This is a genomic window from Serratia sp. TSA_198.1 (genome assembly GCF_052686505.1).
The window spans coordinates 60742-73756 of record NZ_JBQZFP010000007.1 but is presented as its reverse complement, the minus strand read 5'-3'; the positions used below and the strand labels follow the sequence as shown (position 1 = coordinate 73756).

The following is a 13015-nucleotide window of genomic DNA, read 5'->3' as shown; positions in this document are numbered from 1 at the left end:
CCCTGACGGATGAGAATGAAAGGACAATAACTGATGACAGCGCTGTACTGGCAAACAATAGGTGAAGGCGAACGCGATCTTGTGCTGCTGCACGGATGGGGACTGAATGCGGAGGTATGGGGTTGCACGCTTGAGCGGCTGACGCCGCATTTTCGCCTGCATCTGGTCGATCTGCCGGGCTATGGCCGCAGTCAGGGATTTGGCGGCATGTCGCTCGCGCAGATGGCGGAGATCGTGTTGGCCGCCGCACCGCCACAGGCATGGTGGTTGGGCTGGTCGCTCGGCGGGCTGGTGGCCGGCCAGATTGCGCTGACGCAGCCTCAGCGGGTACGCGGATTGATCACCGTGGCTTCCTCGCCGTGCTTTGCCGCGCAGGACGACTGGCCGGGGATTCGCCCAGAGGTGCTGAGCGGTTTTCAGCATCAGTTGAGTCAGGACTTCCAGCGCACCGTAGAACGCTTTCTGGCATTACAAACCCTGGGTACGGCAAGCGCACGGCAGGACGCACGCCTGCTGAAATCGGTGGTGTTGAATCAGCCGATGCCGAGCGTCGAGGTGCTGAACGGCGGCCTGGAGATGCTGCGCACCACGGATTTACGCCTGCCGATGGCGGAACTGACCCTGCCGCTGTTGCGTATATACGGTTATCTGGACGGGGTGGTGCCGCGCAAGGTCGCCGGGCTGCTGGATATCAGTTGGCCGCATTCATCGTCGGTGGTCATGGCGAAAGCCGCTCATGCGCCCTTCATTTCTCACCCTGATGAATTTGCCGAGATTATCCATACCTTTGTGACTGAAGGTGGCATTCCGCGCTAAAACGCACAATAAAGCGCTAAAGAAATGGCCGCTCAGTGGATAAAAAAGAAACCTGTTCGATACTTAGTGGGGTAGATGCGTTGGCTGAAAACTGAAAAACCGCTCGCGGATTTTTTCGCTTTGACGTTTCGTCTCTGGGAAAAGGATTCTCGTCAGGGAAAGCAACGAGGTCTGAAGATGTCACGGCAGCCGGTGTTATTACGCATGTACCCCTGGACGGCTTTCATAACAAATAAATGTTCCCTTGAGAGGTATGGTAATGAAATCTTTGAAAATGATTATTGCAGCGTTGGTCGTCGGTTCCGTGTCTTTCAGCTCCCTGGCGGCAACCTTGCTGACCAAAGAAGATCTGGACAAGAATCCGGGTAAATACGAGAAGATCGGTACGGTCACCACCACCGCGCAAACCACTTCACCGATGGATGCGAAAGAAGAACTGTCGAAGAAGGCCGATGAAAAAGGTGGTCAGTATTATGTGATTATCTCCGGTCGCGAACACGGTAAGTTCAGCGCGACAGCCGAAGTGTATAAAGACAAGTAATCATTCTTGATTAACAAGGGGCGCATAATGTGCGCCCCTGCTCCGATTATTTCAACCGATACACCACCGTATCGCACCCCTTGCCCTCTGGGCAGCTTTTGCAACTGCCGCTCAGGCAGGCGCTGTTATCCTGCTCAACCCGCTCCACTTTTCCCATCGCCGTTAAACGTTCCAGCATCGCCAGTACCAGCGGTAGTGGGGTCGCCAACTGTCGGCTGAGTTGTTGCGCCTGAGCGCTGCCATGCAGCGCCAACGCATCGCGGATCTGCAGCAGGCCGGCCATCAGTGGCAGTTACCCTGAGCACCCTGGCAACAGGCGGCAGGCGTCGCCTTGCCCAGACGTACCGTTACCCGGCTGCGCGCCCGGCGCAGGCAGAACAGGATCAGCAGATTAAACAGCGCCACGATGGCGATGGCCGTCAGGCTGTACCGCGGATGCTGGCTGAAGGTGGCGATCTGGTAAAACAGCGTGGCCAACGAGTAGGCCACGTTCAGCCCCCAGAGAATGGAGAAAGTCATCCAGCCGCGGCTGGATTCACGGGCGATTGCGCCCATCACCGAGACGCAGGGCACGTACAGCAGCACAAAGATCAGGTAACTGTAGGCGGAGATGCCGGAGCCGAATTTGCTGCTCATCATGCCCATGGAACTGACGCCCATTTCCCCGTCGCCCTTGCTGGCCTCGATGGGGTTGGACAGCACGCTCAGGCTGAAGGTGTCTTTCAGTCCTTGCCAGGTGGTCTCCACAGCACCGCTCAGTTCGCCCAAAAGGTTAAAGTTGGCGGCATCAAACTCGGTGTTATTGATGTGTTCAGCGGTGTACAGGGTGTTCAGCGTGCCGACCACCACTTCTTTCGCCATGGCCCCGGTCACCAGCCCGACGGTGGCTTGCCAGTTGTCGCTGTGCACGCCCATCGGTTGCAGCAGCGGCGTCAGCATTTTGGACACCGACGCCAGCGCGGAATCATTGATGTTATCGACCGGCTTGCCGCTGAACGTAAAACTGTTCAGGCCGCCGATGAAGATGCTGGCGATCACTATCACTTTCCCGGCGCGCAGCACAAAGCCTTTCAGCCGCTGCCAGGTTTGCAGCAGCAGGCTTTTCAGGTGCGGCACGTGATAAACCGGCAACTCCATGACGAACGGCGAGGCTTCGCCGCGCATGATGGTGTACTTCAGCACCAGCCCGGTGAGGATCGCCACCACGATGCCGAGCATATACAGCGAGAACACCACGCCCGCGCCGTCCTGGCCGAAAAAGGCGGCGGCAAAGACGGCGAAGATCGCCAACCGGGCACCGCAGGACATGAACGGCGCCATCATGATGGTAATCAAGCGTTCACGCGGGGCATCCAGCGTGCGGGCGCCCATGATGGAGGGTACGTTGCAGCCGAAGCCGACAATCAACGGCACGAAGGATTTACCGGGCAGTCCGAGCGCCTGCATCAGGCGGTCCATGACAAATGCCGCACGCGCCATGTAGCCGGAGTCTTCGAGAAAGGACAAAAACAGGTACATCATGCCGATTTGCGGCACCAGCGGCAGTACTGTGTTGATGCCGCCGCCGACGCCCTGCGCCAGGAAAATCGTCAGCCATTCAGGGAAGTGCAGGCTGTAGCCCAGCCATTGAATGCCCTGGATGAAGATCGCCGCCGAACCTATATCAAATATCGGTTGCAGCGCGCCACCGAGGTTGATCGCCAGCAAGAACATCAGGTACATCACCAGCAAAAAGATGGGCACCCCCAGCCAGCGGTTGAGGATCACCTTGTCCAGCGCTTCGGTCAGGCGGTTTGGCATCGCTTGCTGCGAGTTGCTGACCGCATCACACAGGGTGGCTATCGACTGATAGCGCGCATCGGCAATCACCAACGCAGGATCTTCTTGTTGCTGCTGTTGCAGCGCCAGCCTGGCGGCAGGCAGCAGGGCGGTAGCGTTGCCGGCCAATTGATGGCCGTAAATATCGCCTTCCAGCATTTGCAGCGCCAGCCAGCGGCGTTGTTCCGTCGGCAGCGCCTCCGGCATGGCATCGCTCAGGGTAGCCATTTCCTTCAACAGTAACGGTGGATAGTCCACCAGCGCTTTCAGATCGTTAAACCGGTGATGGTCGATTATTTGCTTCAACGCCCCGATACCGTCGGCCTTGGTGGAGACCAGAGGCACCACCGGGCAGCCGAGGCGTGCCGACAGCGCAGCGATATCAATGTCGATTTGCTGGCTTCTGGCGATATCCAGCATGTTCAGCGCGATGATGCAGGGGATACCCAGTTCCAGCAGTTGCAGCGTCAGGTACAGGTTGCGCTCAAGGTTGGAGGCGTCGACGACGTTGATCAGCAGATCGGCATCGCCGCTCAGGATGTAGTGGCAGGCGATTTGCTCGTCGAGCGAGGTTTGCTCCGAGATGGTGGTCAGCGAATAGGTGCCGGGCAGATCGACCAGTTTGACCTGGGATTGCGGCGTGGTGAACTGGCCTTCTTTACGCTCTACCGTCACGCCTGCCCAGTTGCCGACCCGCTGGCGAGCCCCGGTCAACTGATTGAACAGCGTGGTTTTACCGGAATTGGGGTTGCCTATTAAGCCAATAGTGAGTTTTTTCATCATTTCGCGTGATATCAGTCAATGGACATTGAGCCGGGCGGTGGGGCCGCGGCCGGGGCAAAAGGGCGCAGAGTCAGGATTGGCCGTCGAGCAGGATCAGGGCCAAATCTTTCCTGCGCAGCACCAGGCTGACGCGGCGGGTTTTTATTTCTATCGGGTCCCCCAGCGGCGCGACGCGCACCACTTCGAACGATGAGCCGGGCAGCATGCCGAGCGATAACAGTTTCTGGCGATAGGCCGGGCCGATGTCATTGGAGAAACCGGCAATTTTATAAGAGCGTTTAGGTTGAAGATGCATATAACCTTCTCAGAGCCCCTGGTTTTGGGCCGATGACGATAAAGAACGTTCCAGACGAAGCGCCGCGATGAGGATCGCAGGCTGCCGACGTTTTCAATCCATGAGGTAATGCAGTGAACACGCAACGCAATAATAGTGAGAATAGTTATCGTATTCAATACAAAAAGTAGGGGTATTGGTAACCAAAGGTTATGGCACCGACACTTAACGATCGGATTGCCTGATGCCTTATTTCTATCACCGGGTCTGCAGGGGTGCAAATGCGAATGGCGAGTTAAATCAGTTACGTAATTGCAGCGATTTTTTCCGATTTGCAAAACCTGGCGACAGATTGAGTGGTTTTTGGACGGTGTGGCGGCGAGCCGGCGTTTATTCGGTAACATCTTGTCTGCGGAATACGAGCGCTAACCATTTGTGTTTCGCCGGGAAATGCCAAAATGAAAACGCCATGTTAATAACGGTGTTAATGAACCGGGATTCGACGTTATTTTCAGGCTTAAAAACCGGGTGTTTATCGCTCAGGAAAAATAAGCGGGTTTATTGAGGCGGGTCAAAAAATAGCGACGCTATTTTTTGAGAAAGGGCGGAGCCGGCTCCGCCCTGTGTACCTTTGGCCTTTCAGTATGCAGCACTGCGCCAGTGGCCGGGGTGAATGTATTCGCCCCGGCCATGCCGCGCACCTGCTATTTCTTACCGAATGCCGCAGCCAGCGCATCACCCATGGCGCTGTTGCCGGCCGGTGAACTGTTGCGCGGTTTGGCCTTATTGGCCGGCGCGCGGGAGGGGGCATCCTTCGCCGGTGCATTGCCGCCGCCGCGACGTGGCGAACCTTCACCCGGTTGCTCGTCCAGACGCATGCTCAGTGCGATGCGCTTGCGCTGCAGATCCACTTCCATCACCTTCACTTTGACGATGTCGCCGGCTTTCACCACGGTGTGCGGATCTTCGACGAATTTGTCCGCCAGCGAGGAGATATGCACCAGGCCGTCCTGATGCACGCCGATATCCACAAAGGCGCCGAAGTTGGTGACGTTAGTGACCGAACCTTCCAAAATCATGCCCGGCTGCAGATCGTTGAGGGTTTCCACACCCTCGGCAAAGGTGGCGGTTTTGAATTCCGGACGTGGATCGCGGCCCGGTTTCTCCAGCTCTTTCAGGATGTCGGTAACCGTCGGTACACCGAATTTGTCGTCGGTGAAGTCGCTAGCCTTCAGGCTGCGCACCGCCGCCGGGTTGCCCATCAAATCCTGCAGCGCCTGCCGGGTGGCGGCCAGAATGCGTTCGACCACCGGGTAGGTTTCCGGGTGAACGGTTGAGGCATCCAGCGGGTTGTCGCCGTGGTTGATGCGCAGGAAGCCGGCGCACTGTTCAAAGGCTTTCGGCCCCAGGCGGCTGACTTTCAGCAGTTGTTCGCGGTTGCTGAAGCGCCCGTTTTCATCACGCCAGGTAACGATGTTCTGCGCCATCATGCGCGTCAGGCCGGCTACGCGGGTCAGCAACGGCACTGAGGCGGTGTTCAGATCGACGCCGACGGCGTTTACGCAGTCTTCCACCACCGAGTCCAGCTTCTTCGCCAGTTGGCTTTGGCTGACGTCGTGCTGGTACTGGCCGACGCCGATGGATTTCGGATCGATTTTGACCAGCTCGGCCAGCGGATCCTGCAAGCGGCGGGCGATGGAAACGGCCCCGCGCAGCGAAACGTCGAGGTTAGGGAATTCCAGCGCCGCCAGTTCGGAGGCGGAATACACCGAGGCGCCCGCTTCGCTGACGATCACCTTCTGTGCTTTGACGTCGCTGAACTGCTGCTGCAATTCAAGGTAAAAACGCTCCGTCTCACGCGACGCTGTGCCGTTGCCGATAGCGACCAGCTCCACTTTGTGTTTGATGCACAGCGCGGCGACGATGGCGGCGGCTTTCGCGGCCTGGCCGGTGTGCGGGTAGACGGTATCGGTGGCAACCAGCTTGCCGGTTGCATCCACCACCGCCACCTTTACCCCGGTGCGCAGACCGGGGTCCAGGCCCATGGTGGCGCGCATGCCGGCCGGTGCGGCCATCAGCAGATCCTGCATGTTACGGGCGAAAACGTTGATGGCTTCGTCTTCCGCGCGTTCGCGCACCGTGCCCATCAATTCGGTTTCCAGATGCAACAGCACCTTGATACGCCAGGTCCAGTTGACCACCGCTTTGCGCCAGGCGTCGGCCGGGGCGTTATTCAGGCGCAGGTCGAGGTGGCTGATGATGATTTGCTCCGCCTGGCTTTCGCGCGGGGCTTCTTCAAACTGCGGATCGGCGTTCAGCGCCAGCTGCAGCACGCCTTCGTTGCGGCCACGGAACATCGCCAACGCACGGTGTGAAGGCACCTGGGCAATAGGCTCATGGTGATCAAAGTAATCGCGGAACTTGGCGCCGGCTTCTTCTTTGCCTTCCACCACTTTGGACACCAGGTGGGCATGCTTCCACAGGTAGTTACGTACCTTGGCCAGCAGCGCGGCGTCTTCGGCGAAACGCTCCATCAGGATGTAACGCGCACCGTCGAGGGCGGCTTTGACATCTGCCACGCCCTTGTCGGCGTCAACGTAGCCTTCGGCCAGCTGTTCCGGCTGTTGCTGCGGATCCTGCCACAGGGTGTCGGCCAATGGTTCCAGACCGGCTTCGATAGCGATTTGGCCACGGGTACGACGTTTGGGTTTGTACGGCAGGTAGAGGTCTTCGAGCTCGGTTTTGCTTTGCGTGGCGTTGATCGCCCCCGCCAGCTGTTCGGTCAGTTTGCCCTGCTCGTCGATCGATTTGAGGATGGTCTGACGGCGGTCTTCCAGTTCACGCAGATAACCCAGGCGGGTTTCCAGCTGGCGCAGTTGGGTGTCGTCCAGGCCCCCGGTGACTTCCTTACGATAGCGTGCGATAAAAGGCACGGTATTACCTTCATCCAGCAGACGGATGGCGGAGTCAACTTGCTCCGGCCGGGCCTGCAGTTCTGTTGCAATAATGCGGCTCAGTGGGTCATTCATAGGTCTGGTATCTGTTGAGAACGGTTAGGAAACAGGGGGACAGTTATACGGATTGATCGGCAAAAATGCCAGTGGCGCTGCCCGTCTTTGCCCGATGCGCCGAGGTTACGCAGGTGGTTGTTGCCGCAAGCTCCGCGGGACAGCGGCCACCTGCGCGGACGCTCGGAAAAAACCGAATCTTACTTCACGTACTCGATCTCATTCACATACCACAGCGCATCGCCCACCGGGGTGTTGACGGTGGCGGCATCCCCCACCTCTTTTTTAAGCAGGGCGCGGGCCATCGGCGAATCGATGGAGATGTAGTCCCGGCGGCCAAAAATTTCGTCGTAGCCCACGATGCGGAAGCGCTTGCTCTCGCCATTCTCATTTTCCACTTCCACCCAGGCGCCGAAGAACACCTTGCCTTCCTGCTGCGGCGAATAGTCGACAATCTTCAACTGCTCGAGGCATTTGGTCAGGTAGCGGACGCGGCGATCGATTTCCCGCAATCGTTTTTTGTTGTACTGGTAATCGGCATTTTCACTTCTGTCGCCGAGACTGGCGGCCCAGGTCACTTTCTTGGTGACTTCCGGTCGTTCTTCACGCCAGAGAAAGTCCAGCTCTTGCTTGAGATTGTCGTAACCCTCGCGGGTTATCAGCTGCGTTCTCATTGTTTTCTGCCTTTATGGGGATATCAAAGGTTGCATGACGGTGCTTTGGCTTGGCGTTGCTGGATGCAATAAGCACTCAATAAAGCATTGGCTCGCAAAATTGCCGACCGCTGACGTTTTTTATCGCCTCGCCTGAGTTACACTGCCGAACCAGCCGCCCGGCCGCAACTTGAAATTCATGGGGCATCGCCCTTGGTCGATTAGCGGCGTTATCCCAAATTTAGTCTAAAAATATCGGGATTTTGACGAACCGTCGCCGGCATTTTGATGAAAATTGTTGATAAATGGGCAAAAGAATAAGCTTTGTAACAATTTCGTCTAGAATATATACCATTAAACGCTGTCCGAAATGACAGGGTTTTTTAACAATATTCACGTCAGGCAATAAAGCCTTTGGGAGTAATACAATGCAAGAGAATCATAAGATTCTGGTCGTCGATGATGACATGCGCCTGCGTGCGCTTTTAGAGCGTTATTTAACCGAACAGGGTTTTCAGGTTCGCAGCGTCGCCAACGCTGAGCAAATGGATCGCTTGCTGACTCGTGAATCTTTCCACCTGATGGTGTTGGACCTGATGTTGCCGGGTGAAGATGGGCTGTCCATCTGCCGCCGTCTGCGTAGCCAGAGCAACCCGATGCCGATCATCATGGTGACCGCCAAAGGCGAAGAAGTCGACCGTATCGTTGGGCTGGAAATCGGCGCCGACGACTACATCCCAAAACCTTTCAACCCGCGTGAACTGCTGGCCCGCATCCGTGCGGTATTGCGCCGCCAGGCCAACGAACTACCAGGCGCGCCTTCGCAGGAAGAAGCGGTGATTGCCTTCGGCAAATTCAAACTGAATCTGGGCACCCGTGAAATGTTCCGCGAAGATGAGCCTATGCCATTGACCAGCGGTGAGTTTGCGGTGCTGAAGGCGTTGGTGAGCCACCCGCGTGAACCGCTTTCGCGCGACAAGCTGATGAACCTGGCACGCGGCCGTGAATACAGCGCGATGGAACGCTCCATCGACGTGCAAATTTCCCGTCTTCGCCGCATGGTTGAAGAAGATCCGGCACATCCACGCTATATCCAGACCGTTTGGGGTCTTGGCTACGTCTTCGTCCCGGACGGCAGCAAGGCATGAGACGATTGCGCTTTTCACCGCGTAGCTCGTTTGCCCGAACCCTGCTGTTGATCGTCACCTTGCTGTTCGTCAGCCTGGTGACGACCTATCTGGTGGTGCTGAACTTCGCCATCCTGCCCAGTTTGCAGCAGTTCAACAAGGTATTGGCCTACGAAGTCCGTATGCTGATGACCGATCGGTTGCAGCTGGAAGATGGCACGTTGTTGGAAGTGCCGCCGGCGTTTCGCCGTGAAATTTACCGCGAGTTGGGGATTTCTCTGTACACCAACTCGGCGGCGGAGGAGAGCGGCCTGCGCTGGGCGCAGCACTACCAATTCCTCAGCCAACAGATGGCGCAGCAGCTCGGCGGGCCGACCGACGTTCGGGTGGAAGTGAACAAGAACTCACCGGTGGTGTGGCTGAAAACCTGGCTGCAACCTGATATCTGGGTGCGGGTTCCGCTAACTGAAATTCACCAGGGCGATTTCTCGCCGTTGTTCCGCTATACCCTGGCGATTATGCTGTTGGCTATCGGCGGCGCCTGGCTGTTTATCCGCATCCAGAACCGGCCGCTAGTGGAGCTGGAGCACGCGGCCTTGCAGGTCGGTAAAGGCATTATCCCGCCGCCGCTGCGTGAATACGGCGCTTCGGAAGTGCGTTCGGTGACGCGGGCCTTTAATCAGATGGCATCGGGCGTCAAGCAACTGGCCGACGACCGCACGCTGCTGATGGCCGGCGTTAGCCACGATCTTCGCACGCCGCTGACGCGTATCCGCTTGGCGACCGAGATGATGAGCGCCGAAGATGGCTATCTGGCGGAGTCGATCAATAAAGATATCGAAGAGTGCAACGCCATCATCGAGCAGTTTATCGACTATCTGCGCACCGGCCAGGAGATGCAAACCGAGCTCAGCGATCTGAACTCGATTCTGGGCGAAGTCGTGGCGGCCGAGAGCGGCTATGAGCGGGTGATCGAAACCGCCATTGCGCCGGGTGAACTGATGATGAATGTGCATCCGCTGTCGATTAAGCGTGCGGCGGTGAACATGGTAGTGAATGCGGCGCGTTACGGTAACGGCTGGATTAAGGTCAGTAGCGGGCGTGAACTGCAACGCGGCTGGTTCCAGGTGGAGGACGACGGCCCGGGCATCAAACCTGAAGAACTGAAACATCTGCTGCAGCCGTTTGTCCGCGGCGACAGCGCGCGCAGCACCAGCGGAACCGGGCTTGGCCTGGCTATCGTACAGCGCATTATCGACGGCCATCACGGCGCGTTGGATATCGGGACCAGCGAACGCGGCGGGCTGTTGATCAGGGCTTATATTCCGTTGCCGATGGAGAAAAAAGAGTCGGCCAATGGGCATCAGGCGGCGAAAGAGAACGCATGATATCTGCTGACAGAGGGCCGCCTCGCTGCGGCCTCGTCAGGGTTTTCTGCTCATCACGTAGTATTCTGCCGCTTCTTCATGCAGGCGTCGGGTATGCCCCATTAACCAGGGATCGGTGAGGGTGACACCGCTGTGTATAAAGTCCTTGGTGTTACGCGTGGCCAGGGTAGCGCCGTAATGCAGGCATGTTGCGGCTATCTGATTATCAAGAATGCTGACGGTCGTGCCCCGACGGCGATTGGCACCCATTAATTCCGCATGCCATATGGCGCACTCGGCGTCAAAAGGCAAAATCCTTTCTACGAACTCTTCTTGCAGCATTGTGCTGAGATTTTTTTGCAATTCAGTCTGCTTTTTACCCTCGGGCATACAGGCAACGCCGGTATAGAGTTCTGCAACCACGATCGCGCTGAGATAAAATTCGTAGGTATCCTGCTCATCCAGCCATTTTAAAACATTGTAATGAGGGGCTGGACGCAGTAGTTCAGAAACCACGTTAGTATCGAGAATGATCATACCTGGTCATCATCATCGTCAAAGGTGACAATGCGCGGCGGGGTTTTATCGCGCGGTGGGATCTCCAGCTCAACGCCACCCAACTCGGCAAAATGTTGATGGATACGCGTTCCCAGCCCATAGCGCGGCGGTTTTTTCACCAGAGCCTGTTTTAAAATCATGCGTGCTTCCTCCTCCATGGAGTGGCCGTTTTTCGCTGCCGAAATGCGCAGCAATTCCTTTATGTCATCGTCCAGATTTCTGACGGTTATGGTAGCCATTGAAATCTCCTTTGCTGTCAATGCTTGCACTGCATTATCATCTCGATTATCTGGCTAAAAAACAACCTTTAGAAATAAAAAAAGGCGTGGAATCCACGCCTTAGCTGAAGCTGTAAAAAGAGAAGGTTACAGTTTTGGACCGGCGCTGACCAGCGCTGCGCCCGCAGGCGTATCGGTATATTTGTCGAAGTTGGTGATAAAACGCTCGGCCAGATCCTGCGCTTTTTCCTGCCACTGCTCAGGGTTGGCGTAGGTAGCGCGTGGATCCAGAATAGCCGGGTTGACGCCCGGCAGTGAGGTCGGCATCGCCAGATCGAAGATTGGCAGAGTAATGGTTTCTGCTTTATCGATTTCACCGTTGAGGATGGCGTCAATAATGCCGCGGGTATCCTTGATGGAGATGCGTTTGCCGGTGCCGTTCCAGCCGGTGTTCACCAGGTAGGCTTGCGCGCCGGCGGCCAGCATGCGTTTTACCAGCACTTCAGCATACTGCGTTGGGTGCAGCGTCAGGAAAGCTGCGCCGAAGCAGGAGGAGAAGGTTGGGGTTGGCTCGGTCACGCCGCGCTCGGTACCGGCCAGCTTGGCGGTGAAACCGGACAGGAAGTGGTACTGAGTCTGGTTCGCGGTCAGGCGAGAGACCGGCGGCAACACGCCGAAGGCGTCCGCAGTCAGGAAGATCACCTTGGTGGCATGACCCGCTTTGGAAACCGGCTTGACGATGTTGTGGATGTGGTAGATCGGGTAGGAAACGCGGGTGTTCTCGGTTTTTGAACCGTCGTTGAAGTCTATGGTGCCGTCTGCCAGCACGGCAACGTTTTCCAGCAACGCATCGCGCTTGATGGCGTGATAGATTTCCGGCTCGGCTTCTTCAGACAGCTTGATGGTTTTGGCGTAGCAGCCACCTTCGAAGTTAAATACGCCGTCGTCATCCCAGCCGTGTTCGTCATCGCCAATCAACTGGCGTTTTGGATCGGTGGACAGGGTGGTTTTGCCGGTGCCGGACAGGCCGAAGAACACGGCCACGTCGCCTTTCTCGCCCACGTTGGCCGAGCAGTGCATGGAAGCGATGCCTTTCAACGGCAGCAGGTAGTTCATTATCGAGAACATACCCTTTTTCATTTCGCCGCCGTACCAGGTGCCGCCAATCAGCTGCATGCGTTCGGTCAGGTTGAACGCGACGAAGTTTTCCGAGTTCAGACCCTGCTGCTGCCAGTTCGGGTTGGTGCACTTGGCGCCGTTCATCACCACGAAGTCTGGCTCGAAATCCTGCAACTCTTCGTCAGACGGGCGGATGAACATGTTTTTCACGAAGTGTGCCTGCCAGGCTACTTCAGTGATAAAGCGTACTTTCAGGCGGGAGTCGGCGTTGGCGCCGCAGAAAGTATCTACAACAAACAGACGTTTGCCGGAGAGCTGCGTGGTGACCAGCTGTTTCAGGTCTGCCCAGATTTCAGGGCTGAGGGGTTTGTTGTCGTTTTTGCCTTTACCTTGATCGGCCCACCAGACGGTGTCGCGGGTGATGTCGTCACGGACGATGTATTTATCTTTCGGGGAACGGCCGGTAAAAATACCGGTGTCAACGGATACGGCGCCCAACTTGGTCACGACCCCACGTTCAAAACCTTCCAGAGACGGGTCTGTTTCTTCCTTGAACAGCAGTTCATAACTCGGGTTGTAAACGATTTCGCCGACGTTATGAATGCCATAAGCGGCCAGCTCCTGAGGGGTTATACCTTTAACACGCATGTCACTACTCCTTGGTCACAGAATTTCTGGCGCCAATTGTAGGGATTCAGCAGTGCGTAACCGCGATAGGTATCAAATAATTAAC

General features: G+C 56.8%; 12 protein-coding genes. 4 read left to right on the top strand and 8 right to left on the bottom strand.

The features are described 5' to 3' along the window. Positions 1-33 precede the first annotated feature (33 nt). On the top strand, positions 34-816 hold the full coding sequence (gene bioH, locus ACUTSW_RS21915) for a pimeloyl-ACP methyl ester esterase BioH (protein WP_445585345.1): 783 nt from the start codon (positions 34-36) through the stop codon (positions 814-816). A 259-nt stretch (positions 817-1075) separates the two neighbouring features. Further along, positions 1076-1357, top strand: coding sequence for a YdgH/BhsA/McbA-like domain containing protein (locus tag ACUTSW_RS21910; protein ID WP_004951376.1), 282 nt, complete (start codon positions 1076-1078; stop codon positions 1355-1357). A gap of 46 nt (positions 1358-1403) precedes the next feature. On the opposite strand, the gene ACUTSW_RS21905 is transcribed toward ACUTSW_RS21910, so the two are convergent. The 5 genes from ACUTSW_RS21905 to greB form a co-directional block, all read right to left on the bottom strand. After that, positions 1404-1640, bottom strand: coding sequence for a FeoC-like transcriptional regulator (locus ACUTSW_RS21905; protein WP_062868935.1), 237 nt, complete (start codon positions 1638-1640; stop codon positions 1404-1406). Further along, positions 1640-3955, bottom strand: a complete 2316-nt coding sequence (gene feoB / locus ACUTSW_RS21900) for a Fe(2+) transporter permease subunit FeoB (protein WP_445585424.1) — start codon at positions 3953-3955, stop codon at positions 1640-1642. The genes ACUTSW_RS21905 and feoB overlap by 1 nt, the downstream gene beginning before the upstream one ends. A 73-nt stretch (positions 3956-4028) precedes the next feature. Next, positions 4029-4253, bottom strand: coding sequence for a ferrous iron transporter A (gene feoA / locus ACUTSW_RS21895; protein ID WP_004951370.1), 225 nt, complete (start codon positions 4251-4253; stop codon positions 4029-4031). A gap of 683 nt (positions 4254-4936) precedes the next feature. Further along, positions 4937-7261 (bottom strand): Tex family protein, encoded by a 2325-nt coding sequence (locus ACUTSW_RS21890; RefSeq protein ID WP_062868934.1) that lies wholly within the window; start codon positions 7259-7261, stop codon positions 4937-4939. Between the two features lie 179 nt (positions 7262-7440). Further along, positions 7441-7914 carry a transcription elongation factor GreB gene (gene greB, locus ACUTSW_RS21885; RefSeq protein WP_062868933.1) on the bottom strand — a complete coding sequence of 158 codons (474 nt, stop codon included), beginning with the start codon at positions 7912-7914 and terminating at the stop codon, positions 7441-7443. Positions 7915-8321: 407 nt separating this feature from the next. On the opposite strand from greB, the gene ompR reads away from it, so the two are divergent. Together ompR and envZ are read left to right on the top strand one after the other, a co-directional pair. Continuing rightward, the gene (gene ompR, locus ACUTSW_RS21880; RefSeq protein ID WP_004709363.1) at positions 8322-9041 is read left to right on the top strand and encodes an osmolarity response regulator transcription factor OmpR; all 720 of its coding nucleotides are present in this window, start codon (positions 8322-8324) and stop codon (positions 9039-9041) included. Beyond that, positions 9038-10408 (top strand): two-component system sensor histidine kinase EnvZ, encoded by a 1371-nt coding sequence (envZ, locus tag ACUTSW_RS21875; RefSeq protein ID WP_004951358.1) that lies wholly within the window; start codon positions 9038-9040, stop codon positions 10406-10408. Before ompR ends, envZ begins: the two co-directional genes overlap by 4 nt. A 36-nt stretch (positions 10409-10444) precedes the next feature. Here the strand turns inward: envZ and ACUTSW_RS21870 are convergent, their stop codons facing one another. From ACUTSW_RS21870 to pckA, 3 genes are all read right to left on the bottom strand, one after another. After that, positions 10445-10924, bottom strand: a complete 480-nt coding sequence (locus ACUTSW_RS21870; protein WP_434461748.1) for a type II toxin-antitoxin system VapC family toxin — start codon at positions 10922-10924, stop codon at positions 10445-10447. Beyond that, positions 10921-11184 carry a FitA-like ribbon-helix-helix domain-containing protein gene (locus tag ACUTSW_RS21865; protein WP_434461746.1) on the bottom strand — a complete coding sequence of 88 codons (264 nt, stop codon included), beginning with the start codon at positions 11182-11184 and terminating at the stop codon, positions 10921-10923. The genes ACUTSW_RS21870 and ACUTSW_RS21865 overlap by 4 nt, the downstream gene beginning before the upstream one ends. A gap of 126 nt (positions 11185-11310) precedes the next feature. Then, a complete protein-coding gene (pckA, locus tag ACUTSW_RS21860) occupies positions 11311-12930 on the bottom strand; it encodes a phosphoenolpyruvate carboxykinase (ATP) (protein ID WP_006328546.1) in 1620 nt (539 codons plus the stop codon). Positions 12931-13015 lie beyond the last annotated feature (85 nt).

Coding starts and splice junctions, on each gene's coding strand:
- feoA (WP_004951370.1), bottom strand. CDS start 4,253: ATGCATCTTCAACCTAAACGCTCTTATAAAATTGCCGGTTTCTCCAAT.
- ACUTSW_RS21865 (WP_434461746.1), bottom strand. CDS start 11,184: ATGGCTACCATAACCGTCAGAAATCTGGACGATGACATAAAGGAATTG.
- ACUTSW_RS21910 (WP_004951376.1), top strand. CDS start 1,076: ATGAAATCTTTGAAAATGATTATTGCAGCGTTGGTCGTCGGTTCCGTG.
- ACUTSW_RS21870 (WP_434461748.1), bottom strand. CDS start 10,924: ATGATCATTCTCGATACTAACGTGGTTTCTGAACTACTGCGTCCAGCC.
- bioH (WP_445585345.1), top strand. CDS start 34: ATGACAGCGCTGTACTGGCAAACAATAGGTGAAGGCGAACGCGATCTT.
- greB (WP_062868933.1), bottom strand. CDS start 7,914: ATGAGAACGCAGCTGATAACCCGCGAGGGTTACGACAATCTCAAGCAA.
- feoB (WP_445585424.1), bottom strand. CDS start 3,955: ATGAAAAAACTCACTATTGGCTTAATAGGCAACCCCAATTCCGGTAAA.
- ACUTSW_RS21905 (WP_062868935.1), bottom strand. CDS start 1,640: ATGGCCGGCCTGCTGCAGATCCGCGATGCGTTGGCGCTGCATGGCAGC.
- envZ (WP_004951358.1), top strand. CDS start 9,038: ATGAGACGATTGCGCTTTTCACCGCGTAGCTCGTTTGCCCGAACCCTG.
- ACUTSW_RS21890 (WP_062868934.1), bottom strand. CDS start 7,261: ATGAATGACCCACTGAGCCGCATTATTGCAACAGAACTGCAGGCCCGG.
- ompR (WP_004709363.1), top strand. CDS start 8,322: ATGCAAGAGAATCATAAGATTCTGGTCGTCGATGATGACATGCGCCTG.
- pckA (WP_006328546.1), bottom strand. CDS start 12,930: ATGCGTGTTAAAGGTATAACCCCTCAGGAGCTGGCCGCTTATGGCATT.